Source organism: Achromobacter marplatensis, from assembly GCF_049060505.1.
GTDB classification, from domain to species: Bacteria; Pseudomonadota; Gammaproteobacteria; order Burkholderiales; family Burkholderiaceae_B; genus Achromobacter; species Achromobacter marplatensis_A.
The window spans coordinates 306,733-327,991 of sequence record NZ_JBMGRB010000006.1 but is presented as its reverse complement, the minus strand read 5'-3'; the positions used below and the strand labels follow the sequence as shown (position 1 = coordinate 327,991).

14 protein-coding genes are annotated in these 21,259 nt (G+C 64.3%); 9 read left to right on the top strand and 5 right to left on the bottom strand.

The window, feature by feature from the left end; all coding sequences use genetic code 11:
* Nucleotides 1-26: 26 nt before the first annotated feature.
* Nucleotides 27-2,237: a TonB-dependent receptor gene (locus ACI0FO_RS17550; RefSeq protein WP_416028610.1), complete on the top strand. Its 2,211-nt coding sequence runs from the start codon at nucleotides 27-29 to the stop codon at nucleotides 2,235-2,237.
* 28 nt (nucleotides 2,238-2,265) lie between these two features.
* Here the strand turns inward: ACI0FO_RS17550 and ACI0FO_RS17545 are convergent, their stop codons facing one another.
* A complete protein-coding gene (locus ACI0FO_RS17545) occupies nucleotides 2,266-9,297 on the bottom strand; it encodes an autotransporter outer membrane beta-barrel domain-containing protein (protein ID WP_416028609.1) in 7,032 nt (2,343 codons plus the stop codon).
* A gap of 230 nt (nucleotides 9,298-9,527) precedes the next feature.
* Here ACI0FO_RS17545 and ACI0FO_RS17540 point away from each other — a divergent pair, with 230 nt between their 5' ends.
* The 5 genes from ACI0FO_RS17540 to groL all read left to right on the top strand — a co-directional run bounded on the left by ACI0FO_RS17540 (nucleotide 9,528) and on the right by groL (nucleotide 15,216).
* Nucleotides 9,528-10,298, top strand: a complete 771-nt coding sequence (locus ACI0FO_RS17540; RefSeq protein WP_416028706.1) for a response regulator — start codon at nucleotides 9,528-9,530, stop codon at nucleotides 10,296-10,298.
* A 115-nt stretch (nucleotides 10,299-10,413) separates the two neighbouring features.
* Nucleotides 10,414-12,411: a sensor histidine kinase gene (locus ACI0FO_RS17535; protein ID WP_416028608.1), complete on the top strand. Its 1,998-nt coding sequence runs from the start codon at nucleotides 10,414-10,416 to the stop codon at nucleotides 12,409-12,411.
* 70 nt (nucleotides 12,412-12,481) lie between these two features.
* Entirely contained in the window at nucleotides 12,482-13,105 is a 624-nt protein-coding gene (locus ACI0FO_RS17530) for a diguanylate cyclase (protein WP_416028606.1), read from the top strand.
* Between the two features lie 113 nt (nucleotides 13,106-13,218).
* On the top strand, nucleotides 13,219-13,536 hold the full coding sequence (gene groES / locus ACI0FO_RS17525) for a co-chaperone GroES (protein ID WP_416028604.1): 318 nt from the start codon (nucleotides 13,219-13,221) through the stop codon (nucleotides 13,534-13,536).
* 57 nt (nucleotides 13,537-13,593) lie between these two features.
* Entirely contained in the window at nucleotides 13,594-15,216 is a 1,623-nt protein-coding gene (groL, locus tag ACI0FO_RS17520) for a chaperonin GroEL (protein WP_416028602.1), read from the top strand.
* Between the two features lie 21 nt (nucleotides 15,217-15,237).
* Here the strand turns inward: groL and ACI0FO_RS17515 are convergent, their stop codons facing one another.
* The 3 genes from ACI0FO_RS17515 to ACI0FO_RS17505 all read right to left on the bottom strand — a co-directional run bounded on the left by ACI0FO_RS17515 (nucleotide 15,238) and on the right by ACI0FO_RS17505 (nucleotide 17,949).
* Nucleotides 15,238-16,191, bottom strand: a complete 954-nt coding sequence (locus tag ACI0FO_RS17515; protein ID WP_416028601.1) for an NAD(P)-dependent oxidoreductase — start codon at nucleotides 16,189-16,191, stop codon at nucleotides 15,238-15,240.
* Nucleotides 16,188-16,871, bottom strand: coding sequence for an RraA family protein (locus tag ACI0FO_RS17510; protein ID WP_416028599.1), 684 nt, complete (start codon nucleotides 16,869-16,871; stop codon nucleotides 16,188-16,190). Before ACI0FO_RS17510 ends, ACI0FO_RS17515 begins: the two co-directional genes overlap by 4 nt.
* Nucleotides 16,872-16,980: 109 nt before the next feature.
* Nucleotides 16,981-17,949, bottom strand: a complete 969-nt coding sequence (locus ACI0FO_RS17505; protein ID WP_416028597.1) for a Bug family tripartite tricarboxylate transporter substrate binding protein — start codon at nucleotides 17,947-17,949, stop codon at nucleotides 16,981-16,983.
* A gap of 95 nt (nucleotides 17,950-18,044) precedes the next feature.
* On the opposite strand from ACI0FO_RS17505, the gene ACI0FO_RS17500 reads away from it, so the two are divergent.
* Both ACI0FO_RS17500 and ACI0FO_RS17495 read left to right on the top strand, forming a co-directional pair.
* Nucleotides 18,045-18,773, top strand: coding sequence for an IclR family transcriptional regulator (locus ACI0FO_RS17500; RefSeq protein ID WP_416028595.1), 729 nt, complete (start codon nucleotides 18,045-18,047; stop codon nucleotides 18,771-18,773).
* A gap of 239 nt (nucleotides 18,774-19,012) precedes the next feature.
* Nucleotides 19,013-19,459, top strand: a complete 447-nt coding sequence (locus tag ACI0FO_RS17495; RefSeq protein WP_416028593.1) for a GNAT family N-acetyltransferase — start codon at nucleotides 19,013-19,015, stop codon at nucleotides 19,457-19,459.
* 86 nt (nucleotides 19,460-19,545) lie between these two features.
* Here ACI0FO_RS17495 and ACI0FO_RS17490 read toward each other — a convergent pair whose 3' ends face one another.
* Complete coding sequence (locus ACI0FO_RS17490) at nucleotides 19,546-20,076, bottom strand: MarR family winged helix-turn-helix transcriptional regulator (RefSeq protein WP_416028591.1); 531 nt, start codon at nucleotides 20,074-20,076, stop codon at nucleotides 19,546-19,548.
* Nucleotides 20,077-20,331: 255 nt separating this feature from the next.
* Here ACI0FO_RS17490 and ACI0FO_RS17485 point away from each other — a divergent pair, with 255 nt between their 5' ends.
* A complete protein-coding gene (locus tag ACI0FO_RS17485; RefSeq protein ID WP_416028589.1) occupies nucleotides 20,332-21,255 on the top strand; it encodes a tRNA U-34 5-methylaminomethyl-2-thiouridine biosynthesis protein in 924 nt (307 codons plus the stop codon).
* Nucleotides 21,256-21,259: the final 4 nt, after the last annotated feature.

Below are 21,259 nucleotides of genomic sequence, written 5' to 3'. Positions count from 1 at the left end.
CAAAGCTCAACCCAACGGAGCATTCCATGAGCAAACGCCGCCAGAGCGGATACGCCGCACGCCCTGCGCTACAAGCACGGCGGGCAAACGCCGTCTTCGCCCCCAACCACCTCGTCGCAGCCTTGTTCGGCCTGACCCTCGGCGCCGCCGCGCCGGCAGCGTTGGCCCAGGAAGCCGCCGAGGCCGGGGTGAAGACGCTTCCGACGGTGACGGTCACGGGGCAGGCCGAGGTCCCGGCCACCCCCTACGCAGGGGAGCAGGTCACGTATGGTGGCCGCGTAGGCTTTCTTGGCGACAAGGATTTCATGGACACGCCGTTCTCCGTCATCAGCTATACGGACAAGTACATCCAGGATGTGCAGGCCAGGGACATCACCGACGTGATCGCCAGGACTGATCCATCGGTTTTCAGCAACGGCGTGACGGGCGCCTGGAGCGAGACCTATTCGATACGCGGTTTCGGTACTAGCACGACGGATACGGCGTTCAACGGGCTGTTCGGCATGGCGCCGTATTACCGGACGATGCCCGACATGTTCGAACGCATCGAGGTGCTAAAGGGGCCGTCCGCCCTGTTGAACGGCATGCCTCCGGGGGGATCGGTGGGCGGGAGCATCAACCTGGTTCCCAAGCGTGCCGGCGCGGAGCCATTGACGCGCCTGACCACTACCTACATGTCGGATGCGCAGTTCGGAGGGCATGTGGACATGGGGCGGCGCTTCGGCGAGAACCAGCAGTTCGGCCTGCGGTTCAATGGTGTGTATCGGGATGGAGACGGCCCCGTCGACCATCAGAAGCGGCGGGCGCAATTGGCGGCGGTAGGCCTGGACTGGCGTGGCGAGCGCGTGCGCATTTCCGCCGACCTGTACGACAGCGATGAGCGCATTGACGGCGTGACGCGCGGCATCAACCTGGCGCCCGGCATCGGCGTGCCCAAGCCGCCCAAGCCGGAAACCCTGCTGAACCCGGACTGGGCCTATGCGAAAAACCAGGACAGGGCGGCCATGATCCGCGGTGAATTCGACGTCAGCGACAGCCTGATGGCCTACGCGGCGATCGGCACCAGCAGAACCGAGTACACCTACAACGGCGCTATGTCGGCGCAGGTATTTAACGATGCTGGCGACTTTCGGACCTCGATGGGCCAGCTGAACATGAACTTGAAGAAGACGTCGGGTGAAGCCGGCTTCCGGGGCAAACTGCAAACGGGCGCCGTCAAGCACCAGTGGGTGCTCAATGCCACGTACTACTCGGACGATCAGCGGGACTACGGCCGCCGTTCGGTGCCCGGGGCGGATTGGGTCACCAACCTCTACAACCCGGCCTGGGGGCCGGCCCCTGCCGGTTTCTGGCCGCCGATATTGCGCTCCAAGACGCGCCTGGTCAGCTACGGCCTGGCGGATACGCTGTCCTTCGCCGAAGACCGCGTGCAACTGACCCTGGGCGCGCGCCGGCAGGAAGTCCGCACCGATACCCTGAACGCGACGACCGGGGCGCTGACCAGCCGCTATGACGCAAGCGCCACGTCGCCCGCCGCCGCGTTGCTGATCAAGGCGACGGACAATATTTCCGTCTATGCCAACTACATCGAGGGCCTGAGCAAAGGCCAGACCGCGCCGGTAACCGCCGCCAATGCCGGGCAGCTGTTCCCGCCGTTCAAGACCAAGCAGAAGGAAATCGGACTCAAGGTTGATCTGGGCGATTTCACCCATACGCTGGCGCTGTTCGAGATAAACAGGCCCAGCAGCTATACGGACCCCGTCACCAACGTCTTCTCGTTTGGCGGCGAACAGCGCAATCAAGGCGTGGAATGGGGCTTCTTCGGCGAGCCGATGGCCGGCGTGCGGCTCATGGGCGGCGTCGCGTATATCGACCCCAAGGTGACGAAAGCCGCCATTTCAGCCAACGAGGGCAAGCAGGCTACCGGCATTCCCAGGCTTCAGGGCAAGCTGGGCGTGGAATGGGATGTGCCGGCGGTGCAGGGCTTGACGTTGACCGCCAATGCGACCGCGGTATCCAAGCAATACATCAGTGCCGACAACGCGTTGTCCGTGGCGGGGCACACGACCTACGACGTGGGCGCGCGTTACGCGACCCGGGTGGCCGACCATGCCGTCACGCTGCGAGGCGGCATCACCAATCTGACGAATAAGGCTTACTGGGGGATGCCTCAACTGTCTAGCCTGGCCCTCGGCGCGCCGCGAACTTTCATGCTCTCTGCTTCAATGGACTTTTGAAGCAGGTAGGGGGCCGTGCGCCGGCCCCCTAGAACCGATAAGCCGCCTTCAGCGATCCCGAATGGCTGTTGCCTCGGGACGCGAACTCGCCGTCGTACTGCAGCCTGAAGTCCAGCTTATTGGCGTGCGTGACCTGGATGCCCGCGCCGATGCGTCCGACCACATTGTCGGTGGGCATCGTGGTGGTGAAGCTTCCCACGCTGTCAGAGGCGCCCGCGATCCTGGACTTGGTTTTCCAGCCATCTTCCGAAAGCAGCGACACGCCTGCGTAGGCGAAGGGCCGCAACATGGCGCCGCGCGGCAGTTCGCTGCGTCCGCCGACTTCCAAAGTGGGGGCAAGGCCGAAGACCATTTGATCGCTGCTGGCCACCTTCAGATGCAGGGCGTCACCCGACTCTTCATAGCTGGACATTCGTGAGTAAGTCGCGTCCAGATCCACATAGGGCTTCACGTAGACGTTGCCGTCGGTAAACGTTCTGGCCACGCGTATGCGCGCGCCGAAGCTATACACATTGGGCTTGCCCGTGGCTTGCGACTTGAAATTGGGAATCGCCAGATTGCGATTCAGGTCATACGACCCATAGCCTCCGCCCAGCGCGCCCGAAATCGTCCAGGGTCCGGCTTCACGCTTGAGCACCAGGCCGGCATACCCCGTGTCGCCAGAACCGGTGACGCGATTGTCGTCGCCGCTAAGATGCGAGTTCTGGTAGGCGAATGAGCCGCCCAGATACCAGTCCGGCGCAATCCGCCGCTGACCGCCCAGCTGGTACGTAACGCTGTCCAGCGAGAATCCCGATGAGCCGTTGGCGCCGTCCTGGTTGGTGTTGCGCCCTGTGATCTGCCCCCAGACGCACTCTTGCTCCTTGGTCATCGGACCGTCCGCCACGAACGTCGGGCAGGACATCATCGCGCCGGTGAAGCGCGCCATGCCCAGCTGCATTTGCGCGGCGGGCGCCAGCGCGACGCCGGGCGACAGGTCCGACAGGCGATTCTGGTACGAGCCAGCGCCTTGGCGCGAAGCCGCGTCCAGCACCGCGTACAGCTTGGCAAGCTCGGCGGATCCGCCTTGATCCCAGTCACGTTGCAAGTGGCTCGCCACGTTGGTCGCGTTGCGCTTTAACTGCATCGAATCCGCGTTGAAGTTGGCGCCCACAGCGCGCACGTGGGTCGTGCTGCCATCCTGGCGGGTTTCGTAGTCGACCACTGGGGAATCCGATGCGGCCAAGGCGCCGGTGTGGACACCCTTGACGTTCATTACCGCCAACTCCCGATTCGGCAACAGCGCGAGCGGCGCCACGAGCAACTTGCCATCCAGGGTGGCAGGCCCGTTGAGGGTAAGGAAGTCGGATGCCATCTTGTCGAAGTCAGCCCCTACCTTTAGGGTGCCCTGCGCGGACTGCGTGTAAGTCGTGTTGAAGGTCGTTGCGACGAAACGGGTTCGGTCATAACCCCAGTTGATGCCTTCACGTCCGCCCAGCGCAACCAAGCCGTTGTTCTGCAGCGATACCCCTACGTATTCCGGGCCGGACGAAAAGGTGCCGGTATTTATCATCCCGCCGCCGTTCTGGTAGACGTTCCCCATCAACAAGCCGGCGTTGTTGATATTGAGCAGGCCGGTCGTGGCCCGGACCGCGGTGGCACCGGTTACCGAGCCAGTGCTCGCTATGGTCATCATGCTATGGGCCGCGCTGTCCGTCCATATGCCGGTTGCTTGCGCGGTGGCGGATCCGCCGGTGACGCTGCCGCCGATGGTGAGGGTGACACCATTTCCATTCGCGTTCTGCGCGAAGATGCCGATGCCATTGACCGCCGTTGACGAGACGATCGCATTGGGGCCGACCGTGACATCGACCGTGGCTTCGCTGAGGAATTCCGAAACGACTGATCCTGCATAGACGGTATTTCCATCCGCCGCCAGCTTCAGGCCGCCGGCGCCGCTGACGCTTTGCGCCAGGATCCCGACCGCGCCGGCGCCCGTCACGGCGATGATGCCGTTGTTGGTCACCGAGACGTTGCCACCTTGCCCTTCGCCCGCGGATATGGACCCGGCCTGGCTCGCATCGACGCTGAGGATGGGCGAAGTGCCTGGCAGGCCGATTAAGCCACCGCCTCCGCCCACCGATTGGACGACCAGGCCATGGGAGCCGGTCCCGGTTGTCTTGATCCAGCTTTGCGTGCCCAGACTTGCGGTCACCGTGCCGCCGTCAGTCCGCGCGCCGATCTCCGGCGTGCTGCCGAAAATGCTGGTGTTGATCCCGGCGGTCGCTTGTTGATTTTGCGAGTTGATCACGATCCCGCCGCCGCCGCCCACGCTTTGCGCAAGCACCCCAAAGGCGTTATTGCCTTGCGTCGTAATGCGCAGCGTACCGCTGTCTTGCAGCGTCACGGCGCCGCCGTTGCCTTCGCTTGTATTCTGGGCTTGGCCGGTCGACAGTTTGATGGCCGGTATGGGATCGTCGGCTACGGCAACCCGCACACTGGTGCCCGCACCCGCGAAGCCGCCGCCACCGCCCACCGATTGCAGCACCGTGCCGAACGCCGCTTCGCCTTGCGTGCCGATGGTCGTGATATTGGCCGGAGTGCCGGCAGGGGTAAAGAGGGTGACCGCGCCGCCATCGCCGGCGCCACCGCCCGATCCGCCGTAGCCGACGCCGACGGCGAGGGTGCCGAAAAAGCCGTCCGAGCCATCCGCGGCATGGCCGCCGCCACCGCCCACGCTCTGCGCGTAGATGCCGGCCGCGCCATAGCCGCTGGTGGCAATCGATCCACCATTGAGCGCCATCGTCACCCTGCCGCCGGTTGAGCCCTTGCCACCATCGCCGCCCAGGCTGTAGTTGGAGTTCACGTCGATTTTCGTCGGATCTACCCAGCCCGAGCCCGTTGCAAGGGCGCTGCCCCCTTTACCGCCGCCGCCGCCGATGCTCTGGGCGAATATCCCCGCAGACCAATCGCCCGCGGTGGTGATCGTGCCTGTGGGATCCAGATTCACCGTGACCGCGCCACCGGTATTGCCTGCGCCGCCCGCGCCGCCGATCGACACATCATGATTAAGGTTGAGCTGAAAGTTGGGCGGCGTCTCTTTCAAGAGCTTCTGGTACACATCCTGGAGCACGTTCTTGACGTCGACGCGACCATCAAGAATGGAGACGATGGGATTGTCCGCGGAACCATCCGACCCGGCCGACCCACCTTGCCCGCCACCACCGCCGATGGACTGCGCCTGCACGCCCGCGGCGTCACCGCCGTAGGTGGCGATGTTGCCGCCGACCGTCACCCCAACGGCGCCTCCCGCGCCACCGGCCCCGCCCGTCTTGCCCACTTTGACGTCGAACGACGGTGACACGTGCATGGCCAGGCCAACGAAGTTATAGGAGCCGCCTTGTGACGCACCCCCGCCGCCGCCAATACTCTGCGCCAGCACGCCCATGGCGCCCGATCCCGCGGTCTGGATCTGCCCCGTGGGCAAGACCTCCACCTGGACCAGGCCCCCATCGCCGCCGCCAGCGCCTGATCCGCCCAAGCCGATGCTCGCCGTCAGGACGGACCCGGTGCCGAAATCCTGCGTGTTTGCACTGCCAAAGCCGGCGTTGCCGCCCCCGCCACCGATCGATTGTGCGGTGATGCCGTTGGCATAATCGCCGTAGGTGGCGATCGTGCTGCTTGCGGTGCCGGCCGCATCAGCCGTGAACGTCGCTTGCCCGCCGGATACGTTGACCGTTCCCCCAAGGGCGCTCCAGACGGAATTGCCGCTGCCGCCGGCGCCGCCGTCCGCACCCACGGCCACGGCCACATTCAGGGATAAGGAGAGCGCTTTTTCCGGCACCGTCCCGCCGTAATCCAGCGCAGCGGCCAGCGACGACGAGTCGCCGCCCGCGCCGCCGCCGCCGCCGATGCTCTGGATCAATACACCGTGCGCGCCCTGGCCCCGGGTTTCGATCTGTGCCCCTTGCGCCGCGGCAAAGGTCACGTAGTTGCCATCACCGGCGATACCGCCCGTGCCGCCCACCGCCACCGAAACAGGAATCGAAACCTGTGTGCCGGCTTCAGTCACCGGGATCCCGATTGCCGCCGCCTTCGCCGTGGCGTTACCGCCTAACCCGCCGCCACCGCCTACGCTTTGGATGACGACGCCAAACGAATCGATGGGCTGCGCGTTCGCCGTCAGGCACGGGTCGGCGCAGGTGCCGTTGACCAGCCGCGAGGTCTGGCCCGTCTTGATGCTGCCGCCCAACATCTGGGAACTGACGACGCCGCTGTTGCCGCCGGCTCCGCCTTGCCCGCCCACCGCGACGGCGACTGTCGCCAGGGGGCCGACGCTGTAAGCGAACGCCTGCCCCCCGGTGCCGCCGCCACCCCCGATGGACTGGCCGACCAGGCCTGCCGCCTTGGTTCCCTGGGTGACGATATTGGAATTGTCCAGGTTCAACACGACGGACGCGCCCGTGCCACCGTCGCCGCCCGATGCGCCAATGGCGACCGAATGGAAAATGCCAAAGCTGCTGGCATTGCCCCCATTGCCGCCGCCACCGCCGATGGATTGGGCGACCAGGCCGTGCGCGTTGTCGCCGCCGGTAGTGAGTGTCAGGTTGGTGGGCGTGCCGATGACTTCGCCGCCCGAGCCGCCTTTGCCACCGGTGCTGCCCAGGCTGATCAGCCCCTGCGTGGCACCGCCCGCGCCGCCGCCGCCGCCGATGGATTGCGCCAGGACACCTATCGCGGACAGCCCCGTGGTGGTGATGGTCCCGGACGCGTTGATGCTCACCTTGTTGGCATTAGCCTGGAGCGGATTGGTGTTGGCATCGCCACCCAGCGAAACACCCAGGCCGCTGGCGCTTCCCGCCGCGCCGCCGCTGCCGCCGATGGACTGTGCCAAGACGCCCATCGCCATGGTGCCGCTGGTGCGAATGGCGCCGGTGTTGGTCACGGTAATGGCGCCGGGCGAACCCGCGGCGCCGCCGGTGCCGCCTTTGCTGTAGAAGATGCCGTAGTCGACCGACGCGGCGCCGCCCGCGCCCCCCAGGGACTGCGCGATGATGCCGATTGCGTCCGCGCCGGCGGTCGTGATCGTGCCGGCGTTGGCTATGGTTATCGCGCCTGCCGCGCCGCCGTTGCCACCACTGCCGTCAACGCCGCTCAACTGGCCGTTGCCGTTGCCGCCGTTAGCGCCGGCACCGCTGGCGGTTTGTGCCAGGATGCCGGGCGAGCTTTGCCCTTGCGTCGATATGGTCGTGTTTGCATCCGTGGATATCGTCACCGTGCCCGTCGAGCCCCCATTGCCGCCGTTGCCGCCCTGGACGTCAGTCCCGGTAGCGGACGCGGCGGTACCGCCAACATTGCCCAGGTTCTGCGCAAGGATGCCGAAGGAGTTCGCGCCCTGCGTGGAGATCGATGTTCCGCTCAGGGTCACGTTCATCGATCCGGTGGAGCCGCCGGCGCCGCCATCGCCTCCTGAACCGCCGCCGATCGTTCCGGTCAGCGTACCGCCGTTGCCCCCCAGTCCGCCTTGCAACACCGCATAGATGCCATGGGAGTCGCTCGCCGTGGTGGTGATGGCGATGGGCAGGGCCTTGCTGCCCGCCAATTTGACCGTCAAGCTGCCGACATTGCCACCGTTGCCGCCATTGCCCGCGTTGCTGCTGCCTAACCCCAGCGCATCGCCGCTGTAGTAGCCGCCCGCGCCGCCCGCCCCGCCCACTTGTAAGGTCTGGATGCCCGAAGCATGGTCGCCTGTGGTGGACAAGGTGATGGGGGCGCTGGCCGTGGTGACCCATACGCCCGCGTCGCCAGCCTGACCCCCAAGGCCGCCATTACGATCGTGATAGCTGCCGCTGTTGAAGTTGCCGCCGCCGGCGCCGCCGCGCGCTGAAACCAGCAACGCCGGCAACTGACTTCCCGTCGTTGAAACGCTGGCGTCCGTCACGTTGATCTGCAAGGGCACCTGCGAGCCGTTGATGCTGCCCGCATTGCCGCCATTGCCGCCCAAGGTGTCATCCTCGTCGGCCATGCCATTGCCGCCATTGCCCGCCACGATGATGGCTGCAACGCCCGCTCCGGGGGCTGGCGGCGTGCCGGCCTGCGTGACGCTGACGTTGCCGCCGCTTAGCAAGGTGACCTTGGCGCTGAGGTCGCTGGCGGCGCCGATGCCGGCCGCACCGCCATCACCCAGGCCCTTGTCGGTCGAATCGCCGCCCTTGCCCGACGTGGACTGGGCCAGGACGCCATACAGCGCGGACGAGGCGTCCGAGTTGTTCGCCCAAACCCAATTCAATGCGACGTTGCCGGAATTCGTGACCGAAGCGCTGCCGCCGCCGCCGCCCATGTTGGCGCCGCCGTCGTATTGATCGGCGCCATTGCCGCCGCTGCTAGAGGCCAGGATGCCTGCGTAGCGTCCCGTTCCAGCGAGGTTGACGTTGATGTTTCCCGTATTGACGATGGACGCTCCCGCCGACTGGCCGCCGGCCCCGCTGGGGTTATGGTCATCCGTGGTGCCGCTGCCGGCCCCGCCTTGGCTCAGCGCGGCCACGGCCGCGCCGCCCGCCACCGTGACGTTGGGCAGATTGATGCTGACGTCGCCATGATTGGTCACCGAAAGGATCTCGGTCTGCGACCGGCCGGCTACGCCGCCATTGCCGCCATAGTCGCCGTTGCTGCTGCTGGCGGCATTGCCGCCCTGCATTTGGGCGAAAAGCCCGTAGAGGTTGCCGTCGGTGACGATCGAACCTCCTGCGGACTGCAACGTCAGGTTGCCCGTGTTGATCACGGTCAGGCCTTGTGTATCGATACCGGTCAGCGTGCCATCTGGATTGCCGTTGCCGCCTATCGACAAGGCCTGCAGCGCGGCCTTCGTTGACGCACCAACCGTTACCGTGATGTCCGCGCTGGTACTCGCGTTCATGGGCGGCACGGGGTTGTAGTTTCCGGCCTGGAATATGACCGCTTCCTGGGAAGTGCCCGACGTGTTGCAGGACAGCCCGCCGCTGTTGCCGCCGCAGTTGTACGTCTGGCCAGACGCCGTACCTCCCAAAAAGGCGCCGGCAATCGCGGCTGAGAGTGTGGTCACGCGAAGGTAAACCCGGCGGTTGGTCATGCGGTCTTCCGGTTATCAATAGGGCGCTGAGGGAGGCTGACGCAGCATAAAAAACTTGTGCGACACTGTATGTCCCTAGAACTAAGGACATGACGGAAGAAGCCGATGAAGGCAGACTCCTCGTTTATGTTCCGAGCGGGGTTCATCCTAGGGATCCGGTGCGCCAGGGTCGAGATAAATCGAAGCCGTCCGATGATCATCTGATGCGAAAAAAAGACACTCAACAAAGGCCTGAACCGGCGGCGCAAACTCCCGGCACGAACCAAGCGCTGCCGCGCGCGAGCCGCGCATCGGCAGCCGACGGGGCGCCTATACGTGTCGCGACGGTCGAAGACGATGCGGTTTGCCTGCAGGCGTTGGCGCACGCCGTGGAGACCGCGCAGGGATTAAGCATGGTGTGGATGGCGGCCAACCGGCGCGAAGCGTTGTCCCTGCTGCCGCGCCAGCCGCTCGACGTGCTGCTGGTGGACCTGGGCTTGCCCGATGGCTCCGGCCTGGATGTGATTACCGCGGCGCGGCAGGCCTGGCCTGATTGCGCCGTGATGGTAAGCACCATTTTTGGCGATGAGACGCACGTCCTGCGCGCCATCGAAGCGGGCGCCATGGGCTATGTGCTGAAGGACTTGAGCGCGCAGGAACTGGTCGCCGAAATCCGCAGCCTGCATGCGGGAGGCAGTCCGATCAACCCGATGGTGGCCAGGAAGCTGCTGTTGCGGCACACCGTGCAGGCGGCGCCCGTCGAGGCCGTCGCCGCCCCGGCAAGCGTGCCCCTGGTATCGCCTTCGGCGCGCGAAGCCGAGACGCTGCGCCTGGTCTCGCGCGGCTATACGGTAGACGAGGTCGCCAGTGCCTTGGGCGTCTCACCGCACACCGTGCAGACCTTTGTGCGGCGTATCTATACCAAGCTGCAGGTGAATTCGCGGGCCGAAGCGGTGCGCGAGGGCGCGCGACACGGGTGGCTGAGTGAGGATTGAACGGGCAGGGAGGGGGTGGCCTTGGGTGGCCATTCGTGATTGGGACGCTGTGCTCACGTCAATGCTCGGCTTTTTTCTGCTGGCTGTTTGCGGATTGGCGCGCGCCGAGTCGCCCGTGATCCATATCACCGAAGCGCAGATGTGGTCATCATCAAGCACGGCCTGGATGCAGCCGGCTTCGATGGCTGAACTGGACGCCGGGGACAGCGCCATGAATGCCGCCGACACCGACTGGCATCCAATAGATCTGCCGCATGCCCGGCCGCGAGCGCCGTGGCCGCGACGTGTGCAGGGCGCCGCGGACCGCGCCGAAGTGCAGTGGTACCGCATGCACATTGCCGCCACGGCCTTCACGACGCCGCGGCTGCGGCTATACGCTCCCCGCTGGCAGGCAACCGGCACGCTGGCCGTATACGTGAACGGGCAGCGCGCCTGGCAATCGCGGGGTGACCGCGCCTGGAACAATTTCAATCATCCTTTATGGGTGGATCTGGGCGGTCTGCTCCAGCCGGGCAAGGACGCATGGGTGTATGTGCGCATGGCCAACCAGCCGAATACGGGCGGCGCGCTGTCGTCGATGTGGGTCGGATCGGCTGCCGATCTGGTGCCGTCCTGGCGCTGGCGCACTTTTCTGCAGACGGCGCTGCCGACCTATTGGCGCGGCTCTTTCCTGCTGCTGGGATTCTTTGCCTTGGGCATCGCCGTGTGGCTGCGCGCTAACCGCCGTCGCGATACCAGCTTGGCGCCGGCCGGCGGGGCGTGGCCGTTCGCGCTTTTCTTCTGCATGGCGGTTGCGCAGGCGCTGGCTGCCTTGCTGTTCCTGGTGGATGACGCGGGCCTGGACATGAGCTTCGCCTGGTTCTCCTGGATGACCTTGGTGGGCATGGTCACCGTGCCGGTCTGCGGGTTTCATTTTCTTGGCATGGTGCAGCGCCGTCCGCGCCCGCGCCTGGGCCGCGTCCTGGTGGTGTACTGGGCCATCGTCGTCGTGGCGACGCTGCCCTATTGGTGGGCGGAGTATCCGGGGGTTCTGGCAGTGCAACGCCTGGCAGTCCTGCCGCCGGCCCTGGCGCAGATCTATGCCGCCATGGCCAACGCCTGGCATGAGCGCAGCCGCGCCAATGTGCTGCTGGCCGCATGGGGGCCCGTGTCGTTGCTGATGGCGTGGCATGACCTGCGCATGCAGAGCTTCAAGGTCGACATGGAAGGCATTTACCTGACGCCTTATGTGAATCTGGGCTTGCTCACTCTGTTCGTGTATGTCGCGTTCACGCGCTACACCCGTGCGCTGGAGGTGGCTGCGCGAGCCCGGGTCGTGCTGGCCGAGCAATTGGCCGCACAGGAACGCGAACTGGTCCAGGCCCACGAGCGTCTGCGCGTCGCCGAGCGCGAACAGACACTATTGAACGAGCGTCAGCGCCTGATGAGCGAGATGCATGATGGCGTGGGATCTTCTCTGATGAGCGCGCTGCGCCAGGTGGAGCTGGGGCGCACGCCGCTTGATATCGCCCAGGTTCTGCGGGAATGCATCGACGATCTGAAGATTGCCATCGATTCCCTGGAAAGCACCGATGCCGACCTGTTGGCCTTATTGGGGGCCTTGCGCTTTCGTCTGGGGCCGAGGTTGACCGGGGCCGGGATCGCGCTGCGTTGGCGGATGAGCGACCTGCCGCCGCTGCAGTGGCTCGACGCGCAAAGCGCCCTGCATGTGCTGCGTATCCTGCAGGAAGTGCTGACCAATATCGTCAAGCACAGCGATGCGACCGAAATCACCGTGACCACCGCCGAAGCGATGGCGGCTGCGAGCGGCGCGGGTGAGGTCGGCGTGTGGGTGTGCGTGCGGGACAATGGCCGGCCATTCATGCCACCGCCGCCGGAGTTGGCATTGCCGGGGCGGCGGGGCGTGGCCAATATCCGCAATCGCGTGGCGGTACTGGGCGCGCGGTGCGTTTGGCAGCCACTGCCTGACGGCACGCTGTTCAAGCTGTGGCTGCCATTGTTCCCGCACGACGGTGACGAGCAGAAAAAGCTGCCCGAGGCGCATGGCGAACCAGAAGCTCGGCACGCTGAAGGTCTACACCAGGCAGTTGAGCGCCACCCCAAGAAGCGATAAATTTACTTGGCATGTCTGGTTCGTTGGGCATCACCCCACGCGAAATCCGCTTCTGGCTAACGGAGATCTCATGGACCTAATCACGACTATTCGCACCCACATTGCCGCGCTTGGCCTGCCGCTGTACGCGGTCAGCGCCAGCGCTGTGCAAAAGGCCGACACTCCCATTTTGTTGACGCTGCACTGGCACGGCTTTACGGCCGACAGGACGGCGATTACAAAACCGCTACGCTCGGTTGCCGCGTCAGCCATGCAGCTGAACCAGCGCTGGAACGATGTGGCCGACATCGACCAGGCCATGCTGGAAGCGGGATGGCGCTTGGGCGCCTGGGACGTGGAACGCGTGGCGCATTCGGGCTGGTGCCGTCTGAATGCGCCGCTGGAAGAAGCCGTGGCCTGCCGACGGGCGTTTGCCGATTATTCCGATTTGCCCGGCGGGCAGGAGCGGGTCGCGCTTGAAGCGCCGGATCACTCGGCGCTGATGGAGCTGGCCGCCAGGAAGGGGTATCTGCGCTGGATGTTCCGGCCGCGCAAGAACGGCATCTGGAATCAGACCGACGCGGACGACGCCACGGTGGACGCCGAGGGCGGGCGCTCGCAGCCGTGTCCCGTGCATGTCGCGCCCTCGGGCAGGCTGCAAAAACGCGTGACTTTCCGGCTGGGCAAGGCCGTCGGCATCTGGGTTCGTGGGTGATGCAATTTGATGCAATTTTGGGCTCTTGAAGTCGCTGGAGCTTGCCCATAAATCTTGATGCGCGCCCGCGAGGCGCAGTGTTTGGTGATCTGATTTGTTCAGGAGATTGAGTCATGAAGATCCGTCCCCTCTATGACCGGGTAATCGTCAAGCGCATCGAACAGGAACGCAAGACCGCATCCGGCATCGTGATTCCCGATTCCGCGGCGGAAAAGCCCGAGCAGGGCGAAGTCGTGGCGGTCGGTAGCGGCAAGGTCAGTCGCGACGGCGCCGTGCAGAAGCTGCAACTGAAAGTGGGCGACCACGTCCTTTTCGGAAAATATGCCGGGCAGACCGTGAAGGTCGATGGCCAAGAGCTGTTGGTCATGCGGGAAGACGATGTGCTGGCGGTGCTGGAACCCGCCCGCGACACGTTGAAGAAAGCGGCTTGATGCCGCTGCCCGAGCCGGTATCAGGAATCTTCCAAAGAAATATCAGGAGCCTTAGAAATGAGTGCCAAGGACATTCAATTTCACGATAACGCGCGCGCCCGCGTGGTGAAGGGCGTCAACATTCTGGCCGACGCCGTCAAGGTCACGCTGGGCCCCAAGGGGCGTAACGTGCTGCTGGAACGCAGCTTCGGCGCCCCGACCATCACGAAAGACGGCGTGTCCGTCGCCAAGGAAATCGAGCTGAAGGACAAGTTCGAAAACATGGGGGCGCAGATCGTCAAGCAAGTGGCCTCGAAGACCGCCGACGTGGCGGGCGACGGCACCACCACCGCCACTGTGCTGGCGCAGGCCATCGTGCAAGAGGGCATGAAGTATGTGGCCTCGGGCATGAACCCCATGGACCTGAAGCGCGGCGTGGACCAGGCGGTGCAGGCCGTCGTGGAAAAGCTGAAAGCGCTTTCCAAACCGATCTCGACCAGCAAGGAAATTGCCCAGGTCGCGTCCTTGTCGGCCAATTCCGACGAGACCATCGGCCAGATCATTGCCCAGGCCATGGACAAGGTTGGCCGCGAAGGCGTCATTACCGTGGAAGACGGCAAGTCGCTGGACAACGAACTGGACGTGGTCGAGGGTATGCAGTTTGACCGCGGCTATCTCAGCCCGTATTTCGTGACCGACCCCGAGAAGCAGGTGGCGCAGCTGGACGAGCCGCTGGTGCTGTTGCATGACAAGAAGATCTCGAACATTCGCGATCTGCTGCCAGTGCTGGAAATTGCCGCCAAGGCGGGCAAGCCGTTGATGATCGTGGCCGAGGACGTGGACGGTGAAGCCCTGGCCACCCTGGTCGTGAACGCCATTCGCGGCGTGCTGAAAGTGGTGGCGGTGAAGGCCCCCGGCTTTGGCGACCGCCGACGCGCGATGCTTGAAGATATCGCCATCCTGACCGGCGCGACGGTGATCTCGGACGAGACCGGCATGCAGCTGGAAAAAGCCACGCTGGAAGAACTGGGCAACGCGCAGCGCATCGAGGTGCGCAAAGAAGCGTCCGTCATCATCGGCGGCGCAGGCAAGCAGGCGGACATCGAAGCGCGGGTGGCGGTCTTGCGCAAGCAGGCAGACGAAGCCACCAGCGACTACGATCGCGAAAAGCTCCAGGAACGCGTGGCGAAGCTGGCCGGCGGGGTTGCCGTGATCAAGGTGGGCGCCGCCACCGAAGTCGAGATGAAAGAGAAGAAGGACCGTGTGGACGACGCGTTGCACGCGACGCGCGCCGCCGTGGAAGAGGGCATTGTGCCCGGGGGCGGCGTGGCGTTGCTGCGGGCGCGCACGGCCATCCACGGCCTGAAAGGCGCCAACGCGGATCAGGACGCGGGCATCCGCATCGTGTTGCGTGCGCTGGAGGCACCGTTGCGGGCCATTGTCACCAACGCGGGTGACGAGCCCTCGGTGATCGTGGCGAAGGTGCTGGAAGGTAAGGGCAACCATGGCTACGACGCGGCCACGGGTAACTATGGCGACCTGGTGGAACTGGGTGTGATCGATCCCACTAAGGTCACCCGCACCGCGTTGCAGAACGCGGCGTCGATCGCCGGCCTGATCCTGACGACGGACGCGACCGTGGCGCAGGCGCCGGAGGAGGCCAAGGCCCCCGCCGCACCTGCTCCTGAAATGTCGTTCTAACCAGGACGCCGGGCGGCAAGGTCAACCTTGCCGTCTGGCGCCTTCGCGTGTCAGCACGTCCAGCACGTTGTTCGCCGCGGCCACGCCCATGTTGACGTAGGCGGCGCTGGTAACGCCGCCGATGTGGGGGCTCAGGATAATGCGCGGCTCTTGCTGGAACGGATGGCCGGCAGGCATGGGCTCGACCGCGAAACTGTCCAGGCCGGCCGCTTGCACATGGCCCGAGCGCACGGCCTGCAACAGTGCGTCCTCGTCGACCAGGCCGCCGCGCGCCGTGTTCACCAGGATCACGCCCTGCTTGCACTGCGCCAGCGTCGTCGCGTTGATCATGCCGCGGTTCTCATCGGTAAGCGGGCAGTGCAGCGACACCACATCGGCCTCGCGCCAGATCGTGTCCAACGACACATTCTCGATATGGCCCGGCAAGTTCTTTGCATAGGGGTCGAAGCCGATCACGCGCATGTCCAGGCCGCGGACCATGGCGGCCATGCGCTGGCCGATGGCGCCCAGGCCAATCAGGCCGATGGTCTTGCCGCCCAGCTCCATGCTCTTGTGCGTGGACTTGTCCCAGTGGCCCGCTCGCATGCGCTCGTCCAGCCCGATGACCGATTTGGCGCAGGCCAGAAGCAGCGCCAGCGCCTGTTCCGCCACGGCGGCGGCGTTCACGCCGACTGCGGCGACGACCTGGATGCCGCGTTCGGCGGCCGCCGTCTTGTCAATGGTGTCAGTGCCGCTGCCATGCTTGGAGATCACACGCAGGGCGGGGGCCGCGTCCATCGCCGCGGCGCCCACCTTGCTGTACCGCACGATGATGGCGACCGGGTTGTGCTTGCGGCACAGCGTCACGATGTCGCTCTCCGTGGGTGTTTTTCCAGCGAAAGCCAGCTCGAAATCCTGGAGCAGCGCCAACGCCTCCGGCGCCAGGTCCGCCGCGGTCACGACGATGGCGGGCTTGCCCGTCGCGGCGGCGTTCACAGCGATTCCCCTTCTTTCAGGACCCCAGCGGCGCGCAGGGCCGCGCCGAGCCATTTGGCTTCGGTGTCGCCGGCTTGGATGGCGGCAATGCGCGCGGCTTCATCGCGCACTTTCTTTTCGGCGGCGGGCAACAGTCCTTCTATCTTTTCGCGCTCGACCACGACTACGCCGTCGGCGTCACCGATGATGAAGTCGCCGGCATTGACCGTCACGCCGCCCACCGACACGGGATGGCCGATGCGGCCGGGGACGTTCTTGGTCGGACCATTGGGATTCGTGCCGGCGGCGAACACCGGGTAGTCCATCTGGATGATCTCGACCGTGTCGCGCGCGGCGCCGTCCATCACCACGCCGACGATGCCGAGCTTGCGGCAGGCGTTCATCATGATGGTCCCCATCAGCGCCGAGCTGAGGTCGCCCTTGCCGTCGATCACCAGAACGTCGCCGGGCTTGGCCAGGGAAATCGCGGCGTGGATCATGAGGTTGTCGCCGGGACGCACTTCAACCGTAAACGCCGTGCCGGCAAGCTTCATGCCGGGATGCAACGGACGGATGCGGCCGTTGAGGGCGCCGCGTCGGCCGGCTACGTCGGCCAGGATGGCAGGTTGCAGATCCGCGGCGCGACGCACAATGTCGGCGCTGACGCGGGGGAAATCCTTGATGATGTCCTGATTGGCCATGAGTATTCCTGTTTGAAGAAGCGGGTGATGCGGGGAGTAATCAGGCCGGCTTGATACCGGCTCCGCGGATGACTTTGCAGCGATGGGAATAGCGCGCCTGCATGACCAATCACTCGACCTTCGCGCCCGATTCTTCGACGATCTTGCCCCAGCGGATGCGGTCGTCGTGGATCAGTTTTCCGAAATCTGCCGGCGTGCTGGTCAGCACGCGCGCGCCTTGTTCCTGGTATTTCACGCTCAGGTCCTTAGCTTGCAGCGCCTTGTTGAACTCCGTATTCAGGCGCTGCACGATGTCCTCGGGCGTGCCGGCCGGCGCGGCCAGGCCGAACCAGGTCACGGCTTCAAAGCCCGGGAAGCCGCGTTCGGCAATGGTGGGCACGTCGGGCATATCGGGCACGCGCTGTGCCGAGGTCACCGCCAGCGCCCGCATCTTGCCGCTGCGCACGTGGCCAATCAGCGTGGGCACTGATGACAGATACATGTCGATCTGCCCGCCAATCAGGTCATTGGACGCTTGCGCCGCGCCCTTATAAGGAATGTGCGTAAGCTTGATGCCCGCGGCATTCTGCAGTTGCACCGCAGCCAGATGAGCCACGGTGCCGTTGCCCGAACTGGCGAAGTTCAAGGACTCCGGCTTGGCTTTGGCTGCGGCAAGCATGTCCTCGAAGGTCTTCAGCGGCGAGTTGGCGGGAACCACGATCACCAGCGGGGCGTCCGCGACCAGACCGATAGCGGTCAGGTCTTTTTCGGGGTCGTAGGGCAACTTGGCGTAGAGCGTGGGATTGATCGCCAAGTTGCTGGTTTGGCCCAGTACCAGCGTATAGCCGTCCGGCGCCGACTTGGCTGCCGTATCCACGCCGATGTTGCCGCCCGATCCGGGTCTGTTTTCCGTGACGATGTTCCAGCCCGTATTGCTGGCTACCTTGATCGCCGCCTCTCTGGCCAGCACATCGGTGCCGCCGCCAGGCGGGAAAGGAACGATCAGACGAATGGGTTTGTTGGGGTAGCCCTGCGCCGCGGCAAGGCCACTCACGCACACCAGGGCCAGGCCCGAAAGCACACGCGCGATCTGCTTCATGATTTGTCTCCGATCGTTGTTTTTGGTGCCGGCATTGTGAATCGGTGTTCCGGCTAATACAATGCAAGTCCGTCAGATGAAACATGTTCCATACCATGAACGCAGAAGAACCTAGCGATGCTGATGAGTCCCCGGCAGAAGAAGGCGTAGTGGCCGTGCGTCGAGCGATGAGCATCCTTGCGGCGTTCGGCGTGGAAGACACCCATCTGTCCCTGGCGGAACTGAGCCGGCGTACCGGCTTTCACCGGTCCACCGTATTGCGCTTGGCGCGCACGCTCGCCATGGACGACTATCTGGCCCAACGGCCAGACGGCACGTGGCGTCTGGCGCGCGCAGCCGGCTGGCTTGGCGCCTGCTACCAGGCCACGTTCAACATCGCGGAAATCGTGCAGCCCGTCCTGAGGGAGGTATCGGCCACAACGGGAGAAAGCGCCACGTTCTATGTGCGCGAGGGCAAACAGCGCATTTGCATGGCGCGGGTCGAAGGACCCAAATCAATCCGCCATCATGTGCGGATTGGCGCGGCGCTGCCGCTTGAATTGGGCTCACCGGGGCGTGTGCTGCTGGCGTTTTCCGGAGAGCCGGGCGAGCCTTACGAATCGGTGCGTCGCGCGGGCTACATGATTTCCCTGGGCGAGCGCGATGCGGAAGTCTCCAGCATTTCCGCGCCGGTCTACGGCATCAACTGGACCTTGCAGGGGGCCATCTGCATCTCGGGGCCGATTTCGCGTCTGACCGAAAGCGTGCTGCTCGAGCTCAAGGAGCCCATTCTGACCGCAGCCAGTCGACTTTCGCGGTCGATGATGGGCGTTCGACAAGCGTAGGGAGTGTCAGGGTGATGGTCGGTGGCGGTTGAAGGCGGTTGACGAGTAGTTTCGGCTGCTGCCCAACCTGAATCTGTGCAGTGGATTCCTGCATGCGATCGGCGGCCTCGATGTCAAGCGACCGCTCCTGGCCGTGAGCCGTCGATTGCGAAAAAAGCTGCTCAAGGGCGATGTGCTGCACGGGCAATGCCCTGTAGCGTAAGAAACTGGTCGCGAACGCGAGATAAGGAAAAATCGCTATGGAGGTCTTGATTCGAGCGGCACACCACGCGGACAAAGATACCCTTGGCACGCTCAAACTGCGATCCACGCTGGCGTGGGGCGATCATGTTGACGAGTTGCTTGCGCTGGCAGAGGCGGGGCAGTTTTCCGCTGCACGTCTGCCATACGCCATGGTCGCCGAACTGGATGGCGTTCTCGTCGGGTTCATAACGGTAGTCCCCGAGACCGGCACCGAGGCGGAACTCGAAGACCTGTTTGTCGCGCCCGAACTATGGCGAATGGGTGTGGGAACGCGGCTGCTTAACGAAGCCGAGCATCGCGCCGCGCAGCTTGGAATTCGGTCGCTCCACGCCGTGGTTGGCGATCGAGCGCGATCATTCTACGAAGCCTCCGGATTTCTGTTTGCCGCCACCGTGGACACGGAGTTCTCACACGCAGTGAGAATGCGCAAAACCCTGCCCTGACCCGGTTGCCATGTCGTTGGGTCCGACGATGGCATCACCTCCCGGACGGCCAGCGTCCGCCCTTGCCCGCGCCGGACCGGCATTCGTCAATCAGGCTTTGGCGGGCCCGCGTCATTGCCGTACTCAACAATCAAACGTAAGCACTTGACGAACAGTCCCCGGTATTCCTCGGGCAGGCGCGCCAGCAGCTGGTCTTCCACCAGCACATCGCGCGGCATCACCCTGCACAGAAGGTCCATACCGGCTGGCGCGACATAAAGCTGGTAGGCCCGAGCGTCCGTCGGTGACGGCCGTCGTTCTATCAGTCCGCCGCTATGCATGCGTCTCACCATTTCGGCGACGGTATTGCGATCCATTGCCAAGCGTTCCGCCAAGGAGTTTTGGCTAAGCCCGGGCTCTTGGTAAAGCAAGACTAAGGCGGCTTTTTGCCTGGGTGTTACCCCCTCGCCGGGAAACGTAGCCGCGAAGATCTCCTCGGCCTTGAAATGAGCTCGGCGTAAAAGATGGGACGGCACATCCTCAAGGCGGAAATTTTTCAGCAGTGATTCGACTTTGGCCGGGGCGGGCGAAGGCGAGACATGCGGTGGGGGGAGCTTCGGGGAGGGTGATCGGGCCATTTTGATCGCAGCGCTTTGACGGTCGTTGAGGATATTAGGAGGGGATCCCGCGTAATTACCATAGCACGTGTACGTATAAGTTCAGGTTTTTTCCGAAAGCCCTTGCCCTTACAGCCAAGCAATAAATATAGGGTTTGTACGCGTTTCTTGGCATTTCGCTCCGACTTACGATAGTACGTATACGTCTGATAAAGCCCAGTCCGCAGGATGCCGCCGCGGAGGTGAGCTTCAACTGTCAAAGTAAGGAGCTTCATCATGAGCGAAGGACTGATTCTTTCCGGTTTCCTGGCGCCGCATCCTCCCCATCTGGTCTACGGTGAAAACCCGCCCCAGAACGAACCGCGGTCTGAAGGCGGCTGGGAACCGCTGCGCTGGGCGTATGAGCACGCGCGCGAGAGCATCGAACGCATGAAGCCTGACGTGCTGCTGGTCCATTCCCCTCATTGGATTACGCAGGTGGGGCACCACTTTCTTGGCGTTCCCAGGCTTACCGGGCGTTCGGTCGATCCCATCTTCCCCAACATTTTCCGGTATGACTTCGGCATGGACGTGGACGTCGAATTGGCCGAGGCGTGCTGCGAAGAGGCCAAAAATCTTGGGCTGGTCAGCAAGATGATGCGCAATCCGAAGTTCCGGCCCGACTACGGAACGATCACGACACTCCACATGGTCCGACCACAATGGGACATCCCCGTTGTGGGGATATCCGCCAATAACACGCCGTATTTCCTCAACACCAAGGAAGGCCTGGGCGAGATGGATCTTCTGGGCCGTGCCACGCGGGAGGCCATCCGCAAGACCGGACGCCGCGCCGTTCTGCTGGCCAGCAATACCTTGTCCCACTGGCATTTTCACGAAGAACCGGAGTTGCCTGAAGACATGACCAAAGAGCATCCCGAGCGCTATGACGGCTACAAGTGGGACGTGCGGATGATCAATTTGATGCGACAAGGCCGCATGAAAGAGACCTTCCAACTTCTTCCTCAGTTCATTGATGAAGCTTTTGCCGAGGTGAAGTCCGGCGCCTTCACATGGATGCACGCCGCGATGGGATATCCCGAACTTGCCGGCAGGCTGCACGGCTATGGCACCGTCATCGGCACCGGCAACGCCGTTGTCGAGTGGAACCTTCAGGATGCAGGGCTTTCAGGCCTGAAGTCAGCAGCCCGGCCCGCTTGATTGC

Coding starts and splice junctions, on each gene's coding strand:
- ACI0FO_RS17550 (WP_416028610.1), top strand. CDS start 27: ATGAGCAAACGCCGCCAGAGCGGATACGCCGCACGCCCTGCGCTACAA.
- ACI0FO_RS17540 (WP_416028706.1), top strand. CDS start 9,528: ATGCGAAAAAAAGACACTCAACAAAGGCCTGAACCGGCGGCGCAAACT.
- ACI0FO_RS17530 (WP_416028606.1), top strand. CDS start 12,482: ATGGACCTAATCACGACTATTCGCACCCACATTGCCGCGCTTGGCCTG.
- groES (WP_416028604.1), top strand. CDS start 13,219: ATGAAGATCCGTCCCCTCTATGACCGGGTAATCGTCAAGCGCATCGAA.
- groL (WP_416028602.1), top strand. CDS start 13,594: ATGAGTGCCAAGGACATTCAATTTCACGATAACGCGCGCGCCCGCGTG.
- ACI0FO_RS17510 (WP_416028599.1), bottom strand. CDS start 16,871: ATGGCCAATCAGGACATCATCAAGGATTTCCCCCGCGTCAGCGCCGAC.
- ACI0FO_RS17505 (WP_416028597.1), bottom strand. CDS start 17,949: ATGAAGCAGATCGCGCGTGTGCTTTCGGGCCTGGCCCTGGTGTGCGTG.
- ACI0FO_RS17500 (WP_416028595.1), top strand. CDS start 18,045: ATGAACGCAGAAGAACCTAGCGATGCTGATGAGTCCCCGGCAGAAGAA.
- ACI0FO_RS17495 (WP_416028593.1), top strand. CDS start 19,013: ATGGAGGTCTTGATTCGAGCGGCACACCACGCGGACAAAGATACCCTT.
- ACI0FO_RS17490 (WP_416028591.1), bottom strand. CDS start 20,076: ATGGCCCGATCACCCTCCCCGAAGCTCCCCCCACCGCATGTCTCGCCT.
- ACI0FO_RS17485 (WP_416028589.1), top strand. CDS start 20,332: ATGAGCGAAGGACTGATTCTTTCCGGTTTCCTGGCGCCGCATCCTCCC.